This window comes from Stenomitos frigidus ULC18, from assembly GCF_003003795.1.
GTDB lineage: Bacteria > Cyanobacteriota > Cyanobacteriia > Leptolyngbyales > Leptolyngbyaceae > Stenomitos > Stenomitos frigidus_A.
Genome location: NZ_PVWK01000098.1, coordinates 1 through 20,115, shown reverse-complemented (window position 1 = coordinate 20,115; position 20,115 = coordinate 1). Strand labels below are relative to the sequence as shown.

19 protein-coding genes are annotated in these 20,115 nt (G+C 51.1%); 13 read left to right on the top strand and 6 right to left on the bottom strand.

From position 1 onward, the window contains the following. Positions 1-179: 179 nt before the first annotated feature. Positions 180-1,247, top strand: coding sequence for a glycosyltransferase family 4 protein (locus C7B82_RS17555; RefSeq protein ID WP_106257581.1), 1,068 nt, complete (start codon positions 180-182; stop codon positions 1,245-1,247). Between the two features lie 48 nt (positions 1,248-1,295). Here the strand turns inward: C7B82_RS17555 and C7B82_RS34325 are convergent, their stop codons facing one another. Together C7B82_RS34325 and C7B82_RS17545 are read right to left on the bottom strand one after the other, a co-directional pair. Continuing rightward, complete coding sequence (locus tag C7B82_RS34325) at positions 1,296-1,820, bottom strand: type IV pilin-like G/H family protein (RefSeq protein ID WP_106257580.1); 525 nt, start codon at positions 1,818-1,820, stop codon at positions 1,296-1,298. 387 nt (positions 1,821-2,207) lie between these two features. Next, complete coding sequence (locus C7B82_RS17545; protein WP_106257579.1) at positions 2,208-2,684, bottom strand: hypothetical protein; 477 nt, start codon at positions 2,682-2,684, stop codon at positions 2,208-2,210. Positions 2,685-3,249: 565 nt separating this feature from the next. Here C7B82_RS17545 and hisC point away from each other — a divergent pair. Beyond that, the gene (gene hisC / locus C7B82_RS17540; protein ID WP_106257578.1) at positions 3,250-4,299 is read left to right on the top strand and encodes a histidinol-phosphate transaminase; all 1,050 of its coding nucleotides are present in this window, start codon (positions 3,250-3,252) and stop codon (positions 4,297-4,299) included. Between the two features lie 64 nt (positions 4,300-4,363). On the opposite strand, the gene C7B82_RS17535 is transcribed toward hisC, so the two are convergent. After that, positions 4,364-4,855, bottom strand: coding sequence for a hypothetical protein (locus C7B82_RS17535; protein ID WP_106257577.1), 492 nt, complete (start codon positions 4,853-4,855; stop codon positions 4,364-4,366). A 50-nt stretch (positions 4,856-4,905) separates the two neighbouring features. Here C7B82_RS17535 and aroA point away from each other — a divergent pair, with 50 nt between their 5' ends. Then, positions 4,906-6,285 carry a 3-phosphoshikimate 1-carboxyvinyltransferase gene (gene aroA / locus C7B82_RS17530; RefSeq protein WP_106257576.1) on the top strand — a complete coding sequence of 460 codons (1,380 nt, stop codon included), beginning with the start codon at positions 4,906-4,908 and terminating at the stop codon, positions 6,283-6,285. 86 nt (positions 6,286-6,371) lie between these two features. Further along, positions 6,372-6,518 carry a hypothetical protein gene (locus C7B82_RS33200; protein ID WP_219904559.1) on the top strand — a complete coding sequence of 49 codons (147 nt, stop codon included), beginning with the start codon at positions 6,372-6,374 and terminating at the stop codon, positions 6,516-6,518. Positions 6,519-6,766: 248 nt separating this feature from the next. Here the strand turns inward: C7B82_RS33200 and C7B82_RS17525 are convergent, their stop codons facing one another. Beyond that, positions 6,767-7,336 (bottom strand): carboxymuconolactone decarboxylase family protein, encoded by a 570-nt coding sequence (locus C7B82_RS17525; RefSeq protein ID WP_106257575.1) that lies wholly within the window; start codon positions 7,334-7,336, stop codon positions 6,767-6,769. A gap of 1,040 nt (positions 7,337-8,376) precedes the next feature. Continuing rightward, the gene (locus C7B82_RS17515) at positions 8,377-9,096 is read right to left on the bottom strand and encodes a DUF4230 domain-containing protein (RefSeq protein WP_106257573.1); all 720 of its coding nucleotides are present in this window, start codon (positions 9,094-9,096) and stop codon (positions 8,377-8,379) included. Positions 9,097-9,410: 314 nt separating this feature from the next. Between C7B82_RS17515 and C7B82_RS17510 the strand changes: the two genes are divergently transcribed. The 8 genes from C7B82_RS17510 to C7B82_RS17475 all read left to right on the top strand — a co-directional run bounded on the left by C7B82_RS17510 (position 9,411) and on the right by C7B82_RS17475 (position 17,466). Continuing rightward, positions 9,411-9,836, top strand: a complete 426-nt coding sequence (locus tag C7B82_RS17510) for a hypothetical protein (protein ID WP_146141182.1) — start codon at positions 9,411-9,413, stop codon at positions 9,834-9,836. 196 nt (positions 9,837-10,032) lie between these two features. After that, entirely contained in the window at positions 10,033-10,317 is a 285-nt protein-coding gene (locus C7B82_RS17505) for a DUF2470 domain-containing protein (protein ID WP_106257571.1), read from the top strand. Positions 10,318-10,330: 13 nt separating this feature from the next. Beyond that, complete coding sequence (locus C7B82_RS17500; RefSeq protein WP_106257570.1) at positions 10,331-11,995, top strand: ABC transporter substrate-binding protein; 1,665 nt, start codon at positions 10,331-10,333, stop codon at positions 11,993-11,995. A gap of 268 nt (positions 11,996-12,263) precedes the next feature. Beyond that, entirely contained in the window at positions 12,264-13,439 is a 1,176-nt protein-coding gene (locus tag C7B82_RS17495) for a transaldolase (RefSeq protein ID WP_106257569.1), read from the top strand. A 20-nt stretch (positions 13,440-13,459) separates the two neighbouring features. Continuing rightward, positions 13,460-15,997 (top strand): glycogen/starch/alpha-glucan phosphorylase, encoded by a 2,538-nt coding sequence (locus C7B82_RS17490; protein WP_106257568.1) that lies wholly within the window; start codon positions 13,460-13,462, stop codon positions 15,995-15,997. A 94-nt stretch (positions 15,998-16,091) separates the two neighbouring features. Further along, on the top strand, positions 16,092-16,427 hold the full coding sequence (locus tag C7B82_RS17485) for a hypothetical protein (RefSeq protein WP_106257567.1): 336 nt from the start codon (positions 16,092-16,094) through the stop codon (positions 16,425-16,427). Next, on the top strand, positions 16,424-17,062 hold the full coding sequence (locus tag C7B82_RS17480; protein ID WP_106257566.1) for a histidine phosphatase family protein: 639 nt from the start codon (positions 16,424-16,426) through the stop codon (positions 17,060-17,062). The genes C7B82_RS17485 and C7B82_RS17480 overlap by 4 nt, the downstream gene beginning before the upstream one ends. Before the next feature lie 173 nt (positions 17,063-17,235). Continuing rightward, positions 17,236-17,466: a hypothetical protein gene (locus C7B82_RS17475; protein ID WP_106257565.1), complete on the top strand. Its 231-nt coding sequence runs from the start codon at positions 17,236-17,238 to the stop codon at positions 17,464-17,466. 282 nt (positions 17,467-17,748) lie between these two features. Here the strand turns inward: C7B82_RS17475 and gatB are convergent, their stop codons facing one another. Continuing rightward, complete coding sequence (gene gatB, locus C7B82_RS17470) at positions 17,749-19,239, bottom strand: Asp-tRNA(Asn)/Glu-tRNA(Gln) amidotransferase subunit GatB (protein WP_106257564.1); 1,491 nt, start codon at positions 19,237-19,239, stop codon at positions 17,749-17,751. A 402-nt stretch (positions 19,240-19,641) separates the two neighbouring features. Between gatB and C7B82_RS17465 the strand changes: the two genes are divergently transcribed. Next, the gene (locus tag C7B82_RS17465) at positions 19,642-19,941 is read left to right on the top strand and encodes a hypothetical protein (protein WP_106257563.1); all 300 of its coding nucleotides are present in this window, start codon (positions 19,642-19,644) and stop codon (positions 19,939-19,941) included. Positions 19,942-20,115 lie beyond the last annotated feature (174 nt).

Here is a 20,115-nt window from a genome sequence, read left to right as displayed (position 1 = left end):
TTTAAAGTCTCATCCAAACACGGTTTAAGCGCTTTAAACTCAGCTCGATTTCATTTTAAGCGTATACGCTTAAGGAGCTTCATTCACTCCCAACGAAGTGAGATTGCCAACTCTTTGCTAACTATTATCTGAAGTGTAGTACACTCTGCCTGTCGCTTATCCTCGACTTACCCATCCAGATGCCTGATCCTCTGTATAACCTCATCGCCTTTTTGGTTTCTTTAGCGGTTGTTCTCCTGGCAACCCCGATCGTCAAAAAAGTCGGTCTCAAGAGCGGACATTTTGACAAACCAGGTGGTAGAAAGATTCACAAGCACCCGATGGTTCGTCTCGGTGGCATTTCGATCTTTTTGGGTACCTTAGCGGGGCTGTTAATTGTCTGGTGGACAGGTGGCTTTGGGGTGCTGCCGCCTGACAAAGAATACGAAGTGTGGGGGGTGACAATCGGTGCCTTAGCCTTCTTTTTGATTGGGCTTGCCGATGATCTTTTTAGCTTATCTCCCATTACCCGCCTGATTTTGCAAGCGATCGTGGCAGGGCTTGCCTGGAAAGTTGGCGTTCAGATTGATTTTCTGACCATCCCAACGGTCGGTCTTGTGTCGTTGCCCGATTGGGTGAGCCTACCGATTACGATCGTCTGGCTGGTGGGTATGGCAAATGCCATTAATTGGATTGATGGTCTCGACGGTCTGGCTGCAGGGGTAAGTGGCATTGCGGCTGTCGTCATGTTTATTGTCTGCCTCTTTATGAAGCAGCCGGCTGCCGCGTTGATTGCAGCTGCATTGGCAGGTGGGGCGCTGGGCTTTCTCCGCTATAACTTTAATCCGGCTCAGATTTTTATGGGCGATGGCGGCGCCTACTTCATGGGGTTTTCGTTGGCAGGCATTGGGATTATTGGGCTGGTGAAAGGAGTGACAACAGTCGCGTTAACGGTGGCGGTTGTGCTGCCTTACCTCATTCTGGCGGTTCCCATTTTAGATATGTCGGCTGTTATTTTGGATCGCTTGAGGCGTGGGAAGTCGCCCTTTGTGGCTGACAAACGTCATTTACACCATCGCTTGCTGCAAGCTGGGTTATCGCAACGTCTGACGGTATTGTTCATCTATTCGTTAACGCTCTGGGCTGGAACGTTAGCACTGGCGGTTTCTGGGATGCCAAGTGGACTGGGTTATGCGATCGGCGCAACGGTACTTTTAAGCTTCATCGGCTGGCAAGTCTGGAAAACAGCACGCCAATCGCAGGCATAACGAGAAGTTCCAGCAAATGTAGAGCCATGAGTGGCGTTCAGCCATACCTTACTGACCGACAGGTTCCGTAGTGTTAGCGCAATCTACTGCCGTAGGAGCGAGCACTGGCTGATCAGCCTTCCCTTGCTGGGCTGTTTTTGATTCACATAAAACAGTGTCGATTCTGGCATTACCCGCGCTGTCCTGAGCGACTGCTGCCATGCCAACATAAGGTCTCAGGCTTGCACTCAGTGCTTTGGCATGGTGAACGGCGTATTGAGTACCCCCACCATCCAGTTGAATCGAGTAGCTATAGTTTGGGCTGTTATAAAGTGTAATACCCAACTCATTGACACTAGCAGCAAAGCGAGCCCGTTCTAGCATATATCCCTGCTGCGCACGATTCAGCGTGCCGAGGTACATCTTTGCTTCAACCTGCTTTGCTTTACTGGTTTGATTCAGAAAAGATGGCAAGGCGATCGCTGCCAAAATGGCGCTAATCACCAGCACGATCGTTACTTCAAGTAAGGTAAACCCCTCATCGCGATGCCGCAGATGATCACGCAGCGGCCAAGCCTCTTGACCAATCTTCACAGAAAACAGCTCCTGGCGAATCTCCAGCCTGGCTGTACTCCAACGTTTTCAACCGTCGCGACTCATCGACTCCTATAAAAATCAGAGCACCCAGCTCTCGTCAGATGTGATCACAAAAATTGATCGAACCCGTAAGCGTCAACCAAGCCTTTCAATTCTTTTTACAGCCTTGATCAAAAAAAACAGGACGATTTTATAAATTTGATCGGCAAAATTACAGGGATGGCTCATCCCCTGTATGAAGTCAGACTCAGTAAGCCACGGAGAACGGACTACGAAATGGCCCTTAGGATCGTGGATTAAATAAAATCGACAAATTGTTTCCAGGTAGGGGCGCACGGCCGTGCGCCCCTACGGGAAATGCCGGAGTGATTAAATTCGTGTTCCTTAGCCTTCTAGCCCATTTGAGGCTGCTTTAGCCTGTTTCAGCTCCTGACATTTGGCAGCAGCGGCGTTATACGCTGCCACATAATCGTTGCCACCCAGCATCAAATCGCCATAGTACTCGTACGGTGATGCCCCATAAATCGGCAAGGGGTCGTCATCGGGGTAATCTTCCTTCGCTTCTTCGATCGCCGCTTTTAGTTGCTTCACACTCAGTTGGTGTGCCGAGAAGTAGTGAAGCGCTTCAGCCGATCGATTGAGATGGGGCAGAGTCGGGTCGATCAGCCGATCGCTCATTTCAATCCAGCTATGCTCAAGCGGCTTGTGCGGCTGGCCAGACATCGCTAGAAAACCCTGTACATAGGTTGCACCTGTGGTTGCCAGGGCAGCACGATACGCATTATCGAAAGGTGCTTTGGCTTTGCTTTTAAGGCGCGTAGCAAGCTCGATCGACTGCTCTACATCCAACGGTTTGTTCATAGCGATCGCCTAGAGTCTACTGCTCTAAACAATAACGCTTCATAGAAGGAGTCGTCGAATCATTCCATGTCTCACGTCTGCGCCATCGGCCATGCATCAGTCAAGTAGCGAGAATGGCTGTCATGCCTATCAACAGACGTGTTCAACGCTCAGTATTGCGGATAACGTAGCGCCCAACCAAGAGCGCCACTTTCATTTCCGTCACAGGGTTTACAGCTCAAGCAAACATGTGCTACATTTATGAATGTGTGAGGAGTACAATGAAGAACGCCCCTGGAGTCGAAACACGGCAAGACGTCCAGGGGCGTTCTGCTGTTTAAAGCCTTCCTGTCTAAAAATGTCTCGCAGTCTGAATAGCCTTGAGCCTGGATAGCCTTGAGAAAGGTGTCTCAATCCTCTAGGCTAAGGTAATGTACTGACCCCCTAGAGGTGCCAGATGAGTGATCCAAAAATGAACGTGGTCAAAGTCGATGCAGGCACACTCCTTCTAATTGTGTCGGCGCTTATCCTCTTACCACTGTTGATCACTGGTTTCCTCTCGCAGTAAGCAATTCTCTCTATCGCCGTGACTACCTACTTCCGCCCCAACATTGATGCGATGACTGGCTATGTTCCCGGTGAACAGCCAAAGTTTGACACACCGATCATTAAGCTAAACACAAACGAGAACCCCTATCCCCCTTCGCCAGCGGCGATCGCAGTGCTCCAGCAGTTGTCTGGCGAATCGCTGCGGCGCTATCCCGACCCGTATGCCAACGAGTTTCGGCAAGCGGTCAGTGCCGCGTTAGATATACCGATGGATTGGGTGATTGTAGGCAATGGTAGTGATGATGTACTCAATGTCATCATTCGTGCCTGCGCTGAACCGAACCGCAATGTGGTTTATCCTGCCCCAACCTATGTGCTTTATCGCACCTTGACCGAGCTGCAGCCTGCGGCAACGATCGAAATTCCGTACGGAGACGACTACCAGTTACCGATCGCAGAGCTGATTGCAGCTAACGGCGCGGTCACGTTCATCGCCTCGCCCAACAGCCCCTCAGGTCATGTTGTTCCCATTGATGCGTTACGCCAATTGGCAGCAGCCTTGACGGGTGTGCTGGTCGTTGACGAAGCCTATGTCGATTTTGCAGAAGAAACGGCATTAAATCTGGTCAAAGAATTCAACAATGTGATTGTGACTCGCACGTTGTCTAAGGGATACTCACTGGCAGGGCTACGACTCGGTTTTGGTATCGCCAACCCAACGCTGCTAAGCGGTTTGTTTAAGGTCAAAGATAGCTACAACATTGACGCGATCGCCTGTTTGGTGGGTGCAGCGGCCATGCGCGATCAGGACTATAAAAACCTCTGTGCGGCCAAAGTAAAAGCATCGCGTGCCCAATTGGCGATCGACCTCAAACAATTGGGCTTTCACCTGTGGGACTCGCAAACGAACTTCCTGCTGGCACAACCACCGAAAAGCAATGCCGAGCAAATTTACCTCTCCTTAAAAGAGCGAGGCATTTTGGTACGTTACTTTAACCAAGCGGACTTAAGCGACAAGCTAAGGATTACGGTTGGCACCGATGAGCAAAACCAATCGTTGATTGAAGCCTTATTGCATCTGGTGTAACGATCGAGTGTTTAGAACGATCACGATGCGGCTCCATCAATCGACCGAAGCATATTGATATCGGTTAATGGCGAATCTCAAGATTCAAGACGTAATGTCCAAGCTTCATTTTTGCTGCCCAAAGTTCATACTCAACTCGTAAAAAGGTGGGCAGCGGGTTAGTTTCTAGTGTTAGATTACGAGTGAAATTACGCAACTGAAATTGCCCGCTTTGCTGACCCGTTTCATCTTGTAGCCAGTAGCGACTCATGCCATAGAGCCCTCGCCGCCAAAGATGGCGATAGCTGAACTGCCCCTGCCCCTGCATAGTCAACGTCACTTGATACGGCGAAAATTCTAGCCAAAGTAAGCGGGGTGTTGTGGTGGGAGGTGCAATGGCGACGTCTTGGTTACCCACAGCCAAATCGCGCTCGCGCACGGCTGGCTCGGTCATTAACAGATGAAACTGCTCCTGATCTTTTTGATAGAGTGTGGCAACAGTCTCCATGCCTGACCAGACTGGCAAATCTGTCGAGGTGAGTAAGAAGCAGACAGGTCTGCGGTGATGGGTCTGCATAAAGACGGTACGATCGCTAACAAAATGCCCACATATTCTATCTGATCCCCATGCCGCTGAACGTGATTTCTCTAAACACCGCTGAAAGCCACCACGATCTCACCATTGCGCCACCGCCAGCAGGGTTGGCTCTCAAAGGGCGCCTTCGAGTACCGGGAGATAAATCGATTTCTCATCGAGCGTTGATGTTGGGTGCCCTAGCAGAAGGAGAAACGACGATCGCCGGACTGTTACTCGGTGAAGATCCCCACAGCACCGCTAACTGCTTTCGGGCGATGGGTGCGGACATTTCACCCCTCAACACTGAGCAGGTCACTGTCCACGGCATTGGTCTGGGGCAACTGCTGGAACCCATAGACGTACTCAATGCAGGCAATTCTGGCACAACACTGCGGCTGATGCTGGGCGTACTGGCATCCCACGCAGGACGCTTTTTCACCGTTACTGGGGATCAATCGCTCCGATCTCGCCCTATGTCGCGGGTCGTGCAGCCATTACGTCAAATGGGCGCCGAGGTTTGGGGACGACAAAATGCAACACTTGCGCCCTTAGCAGTACAGGGCAAAAACCTGCGACCGTTTCACTACCATTCGCCGATCGCTTCTGCCCAAGTTAAATCCTGCCTGTTGTTGGCAGGGCTCATGACCGATGGCGCCACGACCGTGACCGAGCCAGCACTATCGCGGGATCATAGTGAACGCATGCTCAAAGCATTTGGTGCTGACCTGACCGTTGATCCAGAAACCTGTAGCGTCATTGTCACGGGGCCAACCAGGCTCAAAGGGCAATCGGTGGTTGTGCCAGGAGACATCAGCTCTGCTGCCTTTTGGCTCGTTGCAGGTGCGATCGTGCCCGATGCCGATCTCACCATCGAAAATGTGGGTGTTAATCCCACTCGCATTGGTGTGCTGGAAGCCCTAGCCCTTATGGGCGCAGACATTACTCAGGAAAACCAACGCATCGTTGCCGGAGAACCCGTCGCCGATCTGCATGTACGTTATGCGGGCAGTGGCGATCGGCCACCACTCTATGCCTGCACTCTTGGTGGAGACCTGATTCCTCGTTTAATCGATGAAATTCCAGTGCTGGCAGTGGCTGCTACGTTTGCCCAGGGGATAACCATCATTCAAGATGCAGCCGAACTACGCGTTAAGGAGAGCGATCGTATCGCTGTGACAGCCCATCAACTCAACCAAATGGGCGCACGCATTACAGAACAGCCAGACGGTATGGAGATTGTGGGCGGCACACCGCTGACGGGAACCGCTGTTGATAGTTACACCGATCACCGCATTGCCATGAGTCTGGCGATTGCTGCACTCACCGCGACTGGCACTACAACCATTCATCGCGCTGAAGCTGTAGCGGTCTCTTATCCAGATTTCGTTGCCACTCTAGAACAACTGTGCATCGCCAGCACGCTTTCTTAAGCTCGCGGATTGAATCAGGTCGAGCCTTTGTCTTGTTGGTCGGGTCGCACGGTCATCGTGCGACCCGACGAAGGAATGGCAGAGTATTGACTGATTCCTTAGCTCACATCTTGCACCATTCTCAAGAAGGCATTTTTCAGGTCTTGCGACGCTTGCATCGCCCCGCCCTGAACTTAAGTAATTCCTACTCTGCGGGAAGCCAAAGCTACGGAAACGCGATGCGAACGGGCTAGTCGAGGAAAGTTCACTGTAGGCTTTGCCTTCCCGAAGGGTAGTGGACTAGGAGGCAACTGAGCGGTGTTTTAGTCCGTTTCAACGGACTTGGTTGTGTTAGCCCGCAATTTATTGCAGGGCGGGCTGATGCCACTGGTGCAAGATCTAAGTTAGCCCTTTCTTCTCCTTACCCCTTTCCTCTACAGGCTCGGAGGTAGATACCATAACCAAAGAGCAGAGATTTGAGAGGGTGGTTGCAGAATCGGCTCTATGCTGTATCTGACTCAAGCTTAAGCAAATTGGCAACCATGCACAGTTGTTCAAACAGTGCAATTGTGGCAACCAATTCCACTTGCTCTCCTTCTTCTAAACCTGTGTCATTCAATGCTTGCTGCGTTTTGTGATGGAGTAGCTGCCATTTACTTTTTGTCAGCGCTCCAGAAGCAGACCGATTGGTGATCGCGATCGCTGTAAACTGCAGCACAGCCAATGTCGCATGGCTTACTTCCGCTACCTCATATTGCTCCTGAATAATGGCAGTCAGGGTGCGTTGGTCAGCATATTGTTGTACCAAACTCTGCATCAACACCAAGCGTATATGATCACAGTGAGTTGCAGTGGCAACCACTAGCCCTACCATTTCCTTAAGCATTTTAGGCAGATCACCGTGCAGTATTAAAGTATAAAACTGGCCCCAGAGATGATTTAACAACGCTGGTTGCGATTTCAATAAGCTAAACACTTGCGGTACTGCACCAGTACCAAATTCTCGCTCAATTTGCTCCAGCGTCTGCTGATGTAGAGAGTAGGTTAAGGGAGACGTTGCCCGAGATTGCATTGGTTGGCTCCTTTCGCCATAAGGTGTGAATGGCAACCAGGTAATGGAACCGCAGGTGACAGCGATCTCAACGCCTTTGTGCAGCCTAATGCTTTCGCCGCTAAAGAGTTTGAGTTCATCAAAACTAGGGAACGAAAACTAACAGCAATTTGCTCAAGAGAACAATCTGCATCGCTAACACTTGGCTTGGGAGAGACGATGTCCTTACGGATAGTGTTTGTAATTACCAGTTGCTTGCTGATTCGCTTCTTCATTGTTGAGGAAGCAGCCAGTGCAGTCGGGGGCTTAACTGTCGTAGCTTCAAAATTTAGATGACAAGTATCCAAGGGGGCAAGGGCTTTAAAGGCAAACTACGGATTCAACCGTTGACTTTAGATGCACCTCAGTTTTGGGATTGATCCCCAACATTATCAGTCTGGTTTAACTCGATCAGGCTTTGGCAAAGACCTTGTGAAATTAAAACTCCTTAAACGCTATGACGATTGATCCGAAGCAATCAAAAAAGAATGGTTTGAAGTGAAACTGTTATTTTTTAAATCAAGATTTAACTTTTATAGGGTTTTGACAGTAGTAGTCATTGATGATTAGCGCAATCATTGAGGCATCCCAACAACAGCATGTTTAGGCGTTAGACTCACCTGACATTGCAACTCTTAGACAAATTGGAGCCCATCAACCAACAGCTGGAAAGCAAAAAGCAGGTAAGAGCTGACGTAAGATAGCCAACTCTATTTTAAGGGCTGGAATGTGTTGACAAAGGAAATTACTAAGCCATCATTGGAACACCCTGCTGCATGAATTTTTTGTAAAAGCTATAGACTTTGTACTGATGTACAAAGTTCGTAAACTGACCTTAGTTACCCTGCTGACTAATGGCCAATGGAAACATCAAGTCACTAAAGTCATGCACTATAGGCATGAACCAATAGTACCCAAAGGGATTATTTTCTACACCGCTGAGCGAATAGCAATTCAAAAACTTAATTTTCTCTAGCGATCGGGTTCATCAAGCATAATGAACCTTGCTTCACTGTTTGCTTCTATTTGCTTGGTAGAATCGCTGGACAATTGCCTGAAGATGGCGGTTGAGTGGTTACAGTCACGTTTTGGTAGCCTGCTGTTGTTAACAGTTGAGTGACAGCGAGCTTGGCGCGATCGTTGGCTTTTTCCAACACACCATCTGTACAAGCGGCTTCAACAATTTTTTTAAGCGCTTCTTGTTGTGCCAGCGCTTGTAGTGCAGGTGCAACATCTGGCCCCAGTCCAAGTGTGCCTCGACTGTAGTCATACACAGTGGAGCGCCCCACATCAATCTTGCGATCGAGCAGTTGGGGTGGAGGCAATTGAATCTGCATACTGCTACCGGTTACCTGCACATTGGCAGGAGTAAGGCTGTGTAAATCAACGCCTGCTCTGACTTCGCCGTAAGCAATGTAGAGAAGTTTTGTTGTGCCAATCACAAAGCCGTTGAAAGTGGCATCCTGGCTCGTCGGTACAACTGCCTGCATCGTAAAAACAGCTGTTGTAAGCTCGCTCACGCCTCGCACTTGTTGCACTACGACAGACTGGACATCCGCTTTTGGTTCTGGCTGCGCCGAATGAAACAGATCTTGTAGGAACGATCGCGCGCGATCGCCCAGACGCAAACCGCCACTCCCAACGACCAGCACTGCTACGGCTACCCCTCCGGCCAGCATCCAGCCAATGTTGCGAAAGAAATCGCCCTTGCTATAAGGTGCGTTCCGATCGTCATAGCCCATACTTTTTTAACCCCAACGCTCTTTAGTTCAATTGTACTATTACTATGAGCCAGCTTAATGGCTCTGAGCTTTGCTTCTCTAAGGCCCTTATCTGACCATTGGTATCACAGGTATTGTGTCGCCACAGGTATTGTTTAAGTATTGCTTATGGCATCACTTGATTGCTTGTGGCGCCACCGACAGAGGACACTGTAAAACAGGCATGATGTTCGGGGTGTTATCCATCTAAAAGCTGTCCCTGAAATTATTGTGAACCAGTTCACAATGAACGGATACACGTTAAGCCTATTTGTTGACTTATAAGGAGTGAACCTATGATGCGATTTCGTTGGCTTGTCAGGGTGGCGATCGCGGCGGCGCTCATCACCAGCCTCACTCAACATACGGTTGCTCAGACCAAAACTCGGAGTGGCGTGCTTTTGCTCAATCAGGTCCGAGAATTGTCTACGCGCTCAACGACGCTTTCTGGTGGTAAATTGGTCGATTTGGAAACAGACCCCAATTTCACAGGGGGTGCCTTTCCAGCGATCGTGAATGATGCAGCAACGATTCTCGCTAACTACACCGTCGTGAGGCGGGGTGGCTATTTTCCTGAAAATCGAGGCATTCCACGCGAGCGCCAGTTGACCGTCGTTGAGGCGGTGTATCGTATCTACAGTCTGCCTAATGGGAGCGAGCTCTTTCTGTACCGCACCCCTACCGAAAACACTGCTGAATACTTCATTCGCAAGAAGAGCTAGTTCTATAGGGGTTTGGCCATGCCAAGTCCCTACGTAACGATGCGGCTGAGGCAACTGAAACGTACCAGCAAAAGCAGAAACGACGCCCTGCCAGAAGAGAGGCTTTTACCGTTGTTACTATCAGTTGCAGCTTAGCGTTGCTCTAACGTCTATTTATGTCAGCCTAAAATTGTTGAGTTTAGCAACAAAGCACACCATGTCAGAATCATTTACACCTCAAATTAGCGATCGCATCTGCCGCCATATGAACGAAGACCATGCTGAGGCGATCGTGCTCTATGCCAAAGTGTTTGGTCATGTAACGGCTGCCACAGCTGCCGAAATGGTGGCGATCGACGCTCAAGGTATGGACTTACTCACTCAGGTAGACGGTACCCCCACCCCCACCCGCATCGTGTTTGATCACGTTTTACAGGATGCAGAAGATGCGCACCATACTTTGATTGACATGGTGAAGCAAGCGCGGCAGTCAGGTAAGTGAGGACACGACGATCATGCGGCAATTGATGGTCTTTCGTCGGTGGCGACTGCTCTGGCTCGTCATTACCTTTGTGAGCGCGATCGCTTTAACTAATTGCACAGGCGGCAATCAGGAGCCTACGTCAATACCCAATGGCACTGGTTCAACGTCACCGTCGTCAGGTGCACTGGTCTATGGGTCTGTTGGACAGCCCGTCAACCTGGAGCCTGGCAACATCACCGATGGCAATTCCATCATTGTGCAAGACCAGCTTTACGATCGTCTCATTACCTTTAAGCCTGGCGTAACAGACCTGGAGCCCTCTCTAGCCACTGCGTGGTCTGCTGTCGATGGCAAAACCTGGACGTTTAAGCTGCGTCAAGGCATCAAATTCCACGATGGGACAGACTTTGACGCTGAAGCCGTCAAGTTTAACATCGAGCGCTGGTGGGACCCACAGCATCCCAATGGCTACCGCAACGCTGGCAAGCTCTACGAAATCTGGGGGACACTGTTTGGTGGCTTTAAAGGTAGTCCCGATTCTCTGTTGCAAAGCGTGACGGCGATCGACCGTACAACCATACAGGTTAAGCTCAAGCAGCCGTTTGCAGGCTTCCCCAACGCGATCGCGTCTGGGTTCTTTGGCATTGCTAGCCCGACTGCAATCAAAAAAGCAGGCGCCAGTTACGGTACGCCAGGTTCGCTCGCCGTTGGTACAGGAGCCTTTGTGTTCAAGGAATGGCGCACGGGCGATCGCTTAGTACTGGAGAAGAATCCCCATTACTGGCAATCTGGTCTGCCAAAGGTCAATCAGATCGTGATGCGCTTTATTACCGATCCGGCTGCCCGTTTAGCCCAATTACGTGCAGGACAAATTGATTTTACGGTCGATCTGGCTCCAGACCAAAAAAAGGAAGTTGAAAGTGATCCAAACCTGGACGTTGTTTTGCGTCCTTCCTTCAACGTCGGTTATTTGGCACTGAATCCTGGCTACAAACCACTGTCTGACGTACGCGTGCGACAGGCGATCGCCTATGCCATCAATCGACCCGCGATCGTCAAGGCCTTTTGGGGCGACTTAGGTCAGAATGATGCCCACTTTACGCCGCCAACGCTTGCCTGGTCGCAAGAACCCACCCTGGCCGCTTATCCCTTCGACCCCCAAAAAGCCAAACAGTTGCTTGCTGAAGCTGGCTACCCCAATGGGTTTGATCTCGATTTATGGTACATGCCGGTTTCTCGTCCCTATTACCCAACACCGAAGCCGATCGCAGAGTCCTTCGCAGCCGATCTCAGCGCCGTTGGTATTCGGGTTTCGCTACAAACCAAAGACTGGGCAGCCTATCAAGCCGATCGTCTCAAGCTACCTGGCTATCAGTCTTTTATGCTGGGTTGGACAGGGGATTATGGTGATCCCGACAACTTTCTTTACTACCATTTTGGCTCTAACAGTACGGCTGATTTAAGCAATTGGAAGAACGATCGCCTTTTCCAACTGCTCAATCAGGCGCGCACAACGAGTGACAAAGCCGCCAGAGGCAAGCTTTATAGCCAGATAGATGTCATTCTCCATCGGGAAATTCTGCGTCTTCCCATCGTCCACTCTCAGCCGTTACTCGCAAAACGCAAGGGGATTGAGGGCTGGGTTCCAAGTCCACTGGGCTCTGAGCCCTTTGATTCGATTACTAAAAAAAGCTAGAAACGAAGTAGTCGAACTCAGGTTAATCCACGATTCTAAGCAAGCGTCCTCAACTGCCGAAACCTTAAGAAATCTGTTAGCATTCAGCCCCTGGTCAGTAGCCACGGAAACAATCGGTTAAGACTTCCGGGTGGTAATCTCCCCTGATGAAATACCCCCGGTACAATCGCTGTGGCAACGTCGATCGCGTGTGCAATCGTGTACTCTGTGCGTAGCGCACCGCGCTTGAACGCCGCCAACTCTGTAGCAAGCTGACGAGGAGTCAATAATGGCAAAAAATCTACTTGAACAACTGCGGGACATCACCGTTGTCGTTGCTGACACTGGGGATATTCAGGCGATCGAAACCTTCAAGCCGCGCGATGCCACCACCAATCCCTCACTGATTACGGCAGCAGCACAAATGCCTCAGTATCAGGAGATCGTTGATGAAACCCTGAAGCAAGCCAAAGTGGATGCGGGTGCCGATGCTCCGAATGAGACGATTTTGACCCTGGCGTTCGATCGCCTCGCTGTCGCGTTTGGGCTCCGCATTCTCAAAATCATTCCTGGTCGCGTGTCTACCGAAGTGGATGCACGGCTGTCGTACGATACCGAAGCCACGATCGCCAAAGGTCGTGCCCTCATTGCCCAATACGAAGCGGCTGGGGTTTCGCGCGATCGCGTCTTAATCAAAATTGCGTCTACCTGGGACGGCATCAAAGCCGCCGAGGTGCTTGAAAAAGAAGGCATTCACTGTAATCTGACCTTACTGTTTGGCATTCACCAGGCGATCGCTTGCGCCGAAGCCGGGATCACCCTTATCTCGCCGTTTGTGGGACGCATTCTCGACTGGTATAAGGCCGACACCGGGAAGGATTATGCGCCGACTGAAGACCCTGGCGTGTTGTCGGTCACCAAAATCTATGACTACTACAAAAAGTTTGGCTACAAAACAGAAGTGATGGGAGCCAGCTTCCGCAATGTCGGCGAGATTACCGAATTAGCAGGCTGCGACTTGTTGACCATTTCGCCCGCCTTGCTGAAAGAACTGCAAACGACCGAAGCCGATCTTCCTCGCAAGCTTGATCCCGCGAAGGCTGCTAGTTTAGAGCTGGAAAAACTGGCGATCGACAAAGCCACCTTCGACCAGCTCCATGCTGATGATCCCATGGCAACGCAAAAGCTTGATGAAGGCATCACCGGCTTCACGAAAGCACTGGTGGCGCTCGAAAAGCTCCTCGAAAAGCGGCTCTCCTTCCTGGAGGGCGAAACGATCGTGCTTCACGCGGCTGAAGACATCTTCCACACCTACGATTTGGATGGCGATGGCTTCATCACTCGCGAAGAGTGGTTAGGTACCGATGCTGTTTTCGATGCGTTGGATATCAACCATGACGGCAAAATTACCCCTGCTGAAATGGGAGCAGGGCTGGGAGCCGCGTTTCATTTGGCCGAAGTGTAGATACTGAAAGGATTTAAATCATGCAGACCGCACCAAATCAACCGATCGAATGCGTGCCGACGATTGTCGTCGAAGACGATCGCACCGGGTTGAGCGTCGAAACGCTGAAGCGCGCCTTCCAGGACAACCTCTTCTACATTCAGGGTAAGTTTGCCAAGATTGCGACCCAGAATGACTACTACATGGCGCTTGCCTACACCGTGCGCGATCGGCTGCTGCGACGTTGGCTCACCACTGCAGAAACGTATACCCATCAAGGCGTTCGCACCGTAGCATATCTGTCCGCCGAGTTTCTCATGGGACCGCACCTGGGCAATAACCTGATCAGCCTGGGCATCTACGACGAAGCGAAACAGGCGATCGGCGAACTGGGTCTAGACTTCGATGCGCTTCTGGAACAAGAAGAAGAGCCTGGGCTGGGCAATGGTGGCTTGGGACGGCTGGCTGCCTGCTACCTCGATTCCATGGCAACGCTCGACATTCCCTCGATCGGCTACGGCATTCGCTACGAGTTTGGCATTTTTGACCAGGACATCCGCGACGGCTGGCAGTTTGAAATTACCGACAAATGGCTGCGCTACGGCAACCCCTGGGAAATTGCCCGCCCCGAATGGTCGGTGGAAGTGAAGCTGGGCGGTCATACTGAAACCTATATGGATGAGATGACGAGTCGCCAACGAGTACGCTGGGTGCCCGCTGAAGTGGTCATGGGGATTCCCTACGACACGCCGATTCTGGGCTACAAAACCAATACGGCAACCACACTGAGGCTATGGAGCGCGGCGGCCGCAGAGTCGTTTGACTTTGCGGCGTTTAACTCAGGCGATTACTTCCGGGCGGTATTGCAAAAAACGGTGTCGGAAACGCTAACGAAGGTGCTCTACCCCAACGATGAGTCGTTTCAGGGCAAGAAGCTGCGTTTGGGGCAGCAGATTTTCTTTGTCTCATGTTCCTTACAGGACATGATTTTGATCCTTACTCGTCAGGGCATTCCGCTAGACCAGTTCCACGAGAAGTTTGCCATTCAGCTAAATGACACGCATCCCGCGATCGCCGTTGCCGAACTCATGCGCTTGCTGATGGACGAACACGCCTTTGAGTGGGATGCCGCCTGGAGCATCACCCAAAAGACGCTCGCCTACACCAACCACACGCTGCTACCCGAAGCTCTGGAGCGCTGGGGTCTGGGTCTGTTTGGCACACTGCTGCCACGTCACCTCGAAATCATCTACGAAATCAATAGCCGCTTTCTGGAGGAGATTCGACTGAAGTTTCCCGGTGATAACGATCGCCTCAATCGGATGTCGCTGATTGATGAAGCAGGCGAACGCCACGTTCGGATGGCGCATCTGGCGTGTGTGGGTAGCCATGCCATCAACGGGGTCGCCGCTCTGCACAGTGAACTCCTCAAACAAGACGTGCTGCGCGACTTCTACGAGCTCTATCCCGAAAAGTTTAGCAACAAGACCAACGGCGTCACCCCGCGCCGGTTTATGGTGTTGAGCAATCCCCGCTTGACGAAACTCATCACCAGCAAAATCGGTGATGGCTGGATCAAGCACCTGGATGACCTCCGTAAGCTGGAAGCCTTTGTTGAAGACGCGGACTTCCGTCAACAGTGGCGACAGATTAAGTTTGACATCAAGCAAGATCTGGCAGATTACATTAAGCAGGCGAATGGCATTGATGTTGATCCTGCATCTCTGTTCGACATCCAGGCAAAGCGCATTCACGAATATAAGCGCCAGCATCTGGATGTACTGCACATCATTACGCTCTATAACCGCATCAAAGCCAATCCCGATGTCGATATTACGCCGCGCACATTTATCTTTGGCGGCAAGGCAGCACCCGGCTACTACATGGCGAAGCTGATTATTAAGCTGGTCAACTCAGTGGCAGATGTGGTCAATAACGATCCCGATGTGCGCGATCGCATCAAAGTGGTGTTCCTCAAAGACTACAACGTCAAATTTGCCCAGCGCGTTTATCCCGCCGCCGACCTCTCCGAGCAGATCTCGCTGGCAGGTAAAGAAGCATCCGGCACCGGGAATATGAAATTCTCGATGAACGGGTCACTCACGATCGGCACTCTCGATGGTGCAAATGTGGAAATTCGTGAGGAAGTGGGAGCGGAAAACTTTTTCTTGTTCGGGCTGACCACTCCAGAAGTCTACGCACTCAAAGCTCAAGGCTATAATCCCTGGCAATACTACAACAGTAACCCCGAACTTAAAGCGGCGATCGATCGCATTGCCTCCGGTGGCTTTTCCAATGGCGATACCAACCTCTTTAACGCGTTGGTCAGTACCCTGTTGTACAAAGATGATTATTTGCTGCTGGCAGATTACCAGTCCTATGTCGACTGCCAGGATGGCGTCAGCCGAGCCTACCGCGACCAGGATCACTGGACACGCCTCTCCATCCTCAACTCCGCTCGCATGGGCAAATTTTCGTCCGATCGTTCCATTCGCGAATACTGCAAAGACATCTGGCACGTCAAACCCGTTGCGATCGAACTCAAAGAGTACGTCCAGGCAGGCGCGGGGTTGGAGTAAGCGATTTACGCCTGTAGGGGCGCACGGCCGTGCGTCCCTACGCCTTCTAACAACTAATCACTAACAACCAGCAACTACTAACCACTGCTCCCTTATGGAAACCAAAGATCCGCGCTTTCTAGTCGATCATCAATCAGTCGCATCCCTCGTCACCCAACTTCACGACTATTTTGAGAACTCGCACTCGCACTACGAAATTGAGCGTAGTACGCTGATGAGCAAGCTACATGCAGCTGAAGGTGTCGTGGAACAAGAGTTGCTGCAAGAAATCCGTAAGGTAGAAACCGAAATTTCGCTTTTTGGTGTGTTGAGTGATTCCCTGTCGATCGCCGATCGCATCCTTCATACCCGCACCGTGATGACCGAATTGGGACTCGATAACCCTGTTTACAGGATGCATTACGACCAAGACACCAAGAAAGCCTCATGAGCCTCAAGCTATATTTTCTGCGGCATGGCGAAACCACCTACAGTCGTACTGGCGGTTACTGTGGCGAACTTGATCCCGATTTAACGCCCAATGGCACCAAAATGGCCGAAGCCTTCGCAGCCGCGCATCAATCGATCGCGTGGACAGCCGCGTATGTGAGCCCCATGAAGCGCACAATTGCCACCGCCAAGCCTCTCTGCCATGCCATTGGTCTGGACATGCAGTTTCGTGATGGCTTAAAAGAGATCCGCTACGGCGAATGGGAAGGCAAAACGCAGGAATACGTTAAGGAACACTACACCGAGGCATACATTCGCTGGCTTGCCGAACCCGCCTGGAATGCACCTCCTGGCGGCGAAACCTCCGTGCAGATTGCCAGCCGCGCCTCGCTAGTGGTTGCCGAAGTTGAGCAGAAACATCCCTCTGGGAACGTCCTTGTTGTCTCACACAAAGCCACTATTCGCATTATTTTGTGCAGCTTATTGGGTATCGATCTGGGACGCTATCGCGATCGCATCGATACCCTGGCAGGCTCCACCAGCATCGTCCGCTTCGGTGAGCGCGGCCCGTTGTTAGAAGTCCTGGGCGATCGCTCCTACATGGATGAAGCACTGCGAGCATTGGAAGGAACGTAAGCGGGAGAGAGGCAGAGGTCTGAAGGCTGAAGGCTAAAGGCTAAAGGCTAAAAGTGAACTCAAAACTCAAAACTCAAAACTCAAAACTCTCCCAGCTCAGCGATCAGAACCAAGCTGCTCCCTGCTCTCTGTTTTGGGTACGCTAAGCCAGTCAATGCTCTGAGAGTGATGCTATGTCAAACGTCAACCGCCTGGTTACGATCGCCTTGGTCAGCGTAATGGTTGGCTGCGCGAAAACGCCTCAAGCGCCACCCCAGGCACAAACCAGTCCTGCAACATTCTCAGTAACGGCACCTATTAAGAAAGCCAAGCAAACGGCTGTGGATGTACGGCAGAAAGGGCTTGAGCATGAACAACTTGACCCGCAAGCGCAGCCTGACCAGTCCCCAGACCCGTCAAAGTAGCGCTCAAGCACTGACCAAGGGGCTGACTCAGCGGCAGGCGCTAGTCGGGAGGAATCGAAGATAGCTGCTAGCTAGCCGTCATTCCTGGACGAAGCCTAAACGCTTGCTAGCCTTGCTTTTCCCCTTCAGGCTAAAGCCAAAGAAAAAAGGGAGAGTCGCCAAGGCGCCTCCCCCTCATCATCAGGGTGCATCTACTAAACACAGTATGCCATCTAAGGGGTGGGGGGTGTCACCCCTTATTGTGTTTTTTTTACAAAGAATGGGACTTTAAGCGATAAAGTCTCACCCATTTAGCTGTTTGGCGAGGAGTTGATTGGTGAGTTTGGGGTCTGCTCGACCGCCTGTTTGCTTCATTACCTGACCCACAAAGAAGCCCAGCATCTTGGTTTTGCCGTTGCGATACAGCTCTAGCTCTTTGGGGTGAGCCGCAATGACTTCGGCGATCGCCGCTTCGATCGCGCCTGTATCAGAAATTTGAATCAAACCCTTCTGTTCGATTAACGCCTTGGGCGAACCGCCTTGCGCCAGCAGTTCGGGCAAGATGTCTTTGGCGATCTTATTGCTGATTGTGCCGCTGTCGATAAGACTGATAAGTTCAGCCAGATCGGTAGGCTTGATGGGCAGATCGGTGATGCTCAAACTGTTGTTGTTGTTTAAGTACGCACTAATGTCGCCCATCACCCAGTTTGCGGCTTGTTTTGGGTTGGCATTCGCCGCAACGGTGGCTTCAAAGTAGGTCGCGATCGACTGATCATCCGTCAACACTCGCGCATCATAAACGGATAAACCGAGTTCACTTTCGTAGCGTTTGCGCTTTTGGTGGGGTAATTCTGGTAGTTCCGATCGCCACTGTTCTAGCTGCGTCGATGACACTTCAATGGGCCCCAAATCTGGCTCAGGGAAGTAACGGTAGTCGCTAGAACCTTCTTTCAGACGCATGCTGATCGTACGCTGAGCGCCTTCTTCCCAGAGTCGCGTTTCTTGATAGATCGGCTCACCGGCTTCGATCGCTGCAATTTGCCGCTCAATCTCAAACTCGATCGCCTTTTGAATGGCGCTGAACGAGTTCATGTTCTTAATTTCAACTTTGGTGCCAAATTCTGCACGACCGACTGGACGCACGGAAATATTGACATCGCAACGCAGCGAGCCTTCTTGCATGTTGCCATCGCTCACGCCGAGGTAGCGTACGATGCGTCGAATCTCCTGAGCATATTCTGCGGCTTCTCGCCCGCTGCGAATATCTGGCTCAGACACGATTTCAATGAGCGGTACACCAGCCCGGTTGTAATCCACCAATGAGTAGGTCGAGCCGGAGAGACGATCGCTTCCGCCATGTACTAGCTTGCCTGCGTCTTCTTCCATATGTAGACGCGTCACACCAATGCGTTTGCGAGTCGCCGTGCCGGTTTCCTTGTCGTACAGCTCGATTTCTAACCAGCCATGTTCGGCGATCGGCAGGTCATATTGCGAAATCTGATAGTTTTTGGGCAAGTCAGGGTAGAAATACTGCTTGCGATCGAACTTGCTGTAAGGCGCAATCTGGCAGTTCAGAGCCAGTCCAGCCTTCACTGCATACTCCAGCACCGTTTGATTGAGCACTGGCAGGACTCCAGGCAACCCCAGGCAAACTGGGTCAATATGGGTGTTGGGTGTAGCGCCAAACGCTGTAGAGCTAGAGGAGAAAATCTTTGTTTGCGTGCTGAGTTGGCAGTGCGTTTCTAAGCCAATGACAGCTTCATACTGAGTTTTCACCGGAGCGGCAGTAGTCATAGGAGCTTTCCAGATTGCGGCTGTGTAACAGTAACGTTGATGTCTCGTTCACTCTATTTTAGCGGCTGCGGGCGATCGTCCAGTGAGGAAGTGCTTTCAGAGAGTCATTTTGGCGGCATCACTACTCTTGACAAGCTTGGAAAGGTTATGCACTCTTAGATGCAGACGTCTTCTTGATGAAGGTGTTTTCAAGCCTTGCGATCTTGCGAAGGTATTTCGAGACAGAAGGTATTTCGCGACAAGTGTATACGGATTTTTGCCCTTCTGTAACGGTGCGATGGTTTGGGTTCACACTGACTAAACACAGCCTAGGGGAAGAATTCGGTTGAAGAACGCTTTAGATTCGATGTTTGACGAGCCTCTAAGGCTTTAAAGAGACATTAACGCTGAGGAAAAATCATAATGCAGAATCAGATTAACAATGAGATGCAAATCACGATCCACTACCTGAATGGGCAAACAGAGTCCTATACGTTTTCACACTTGGCTGATCCGGCGGCACTGGAGCAAGAGGTACAGCAGGAAATTCGGCGTATTCTGGATAAAGAATGGTGGTTTTTCCACCTGGCCGAGCAAACGGTTTGCGTTAACCGAGCCAATGTGTCGAAAATTGAGTTGAAGCCTGCGATCGCCCAAATTCACGGTGAAGGGGTGTTTCCCAATGCCCAGCGTGTCACAGCGCTGAGCCGCGCTCATACGTAGGGCAGAAGGCAGGAGGCAGAAGGCAGGAGTTTTGAGTTTTGAGTTGAAAGAGAGGAGTGAGATGAGAGGTGAGCGGTGCGAAGAGAGTTTAGCCTTTCCCTTGTATCTTGAGGGTGGAGAGATAGACCGATTGCCCTTAGATGCTTGACATCGTGCAGAAGCTAGGGTCATCTC

Coding starts and splice junctions, on each gene's coding strand:
- aroA (WP_106257576.1), top strand. CDS start 4,906: ATGCCGCTGAACGTGATTTCTCTAAACACCGCTGAAAGCCACCACGAT.
- C7B82_RS17505 (WP_106257571.1), top strand. CDS start 10,033: ATGTCAGAATCATTTACACCTCAAATTAGCGATCGCATCTGCCGCCAT.
- C7B82_RS17510 (WP_146141182.1), top strand. CDS start 9,411: ATGATGCGATTTCGTTGGCTTGTCAGGGTGGCGATCGCGGCGGCGCTC.
- C7B82_RS17495 (WP_106257569.1), top strand. CDS start 12,264: ATGGCAAAAAATCTACTTGAACAACTGCGGGACATCACCGTTGTCGTT.
- C7B82_RS17500 (WP_106257570.1), top strand. CDS start 10,331: ATGCGGCAATTGATGGTCTTTCGTCGGTGGCGACTGCTCTGGCTCGTC.
- C7B82_RS17480 (WP_106257566.1), top strand. CDS start 16,424: ATGAGCCTCAAGCTATATTTTCTGCGGCATGGCGAAACCACCTACAGT.
- C7B82_RS17525 (WP_106257575.1), bottom strand. CDS start 7,336: ATGCAATCTCGGGCAACGTCTCCCTTAACCTACTCTCTACATCAGCAG.
- C7B82_RS17515 (WP_106257573.1), bottom strand. CDS start 9,096: ATGGGCTATGACGATCGGAACGCACCTTATAGCAAGGGCGATTTCTTT.
- C7B82_RS17535 (WP_106257577.1), bottom strand. CDS start 4,855: ATGCAGACCCATCACCGCAGACCTGTCTGCTTCTTACTCACCTCGACA.
- gatB (WP_106257564.1), bottom strand. CDS start 19,239: ATGACTACTGCCGCTCCGGTGAAAACTCAGTATGAAGCTGTCATTGGC.
- C7B82_RS17490 (WP_106257568.1), top strand. CDS start 13,460: ATGCAGACCGCACCAAATCAACCGATCGAATGCGTGCCGACGATTGTC.
- C7B82_RS17465 (WP_106257563.1), top strand. CDS start 19,642: ATGCAGAATCAGATTAACAATGAGATGCAAATCACGATCCACTACCTG.
- C7B82_RS17475 (WP_106257565.1), top strand. CDS start 17,236: ATGTCAAACGTCAACCGCCTGGTTACGATCGCCTTGGTCAGCGTAATG.
- C7B82_RS17485 (WP_106257567.1), top strand. CDS start 16,092: ATGGAAACCAAAGATCCGCGCTTTCTAGTCGATCATCAATCAGTCGCA.
- C7B82_RS17555 (WP_106257581.1), top strand. CDS start 180: ATGCCTGATCCTCTGTATAACCTCATCGCCTTTTTGGTTTCTTTAGCG.
- C7B82_RS17545 (WP_106257579.1), bottom strand. CDS start 2,684: ATGAACAAACCGTTGGATGTAGAGCAGTCGATCGAGCTTGCTACGCGC.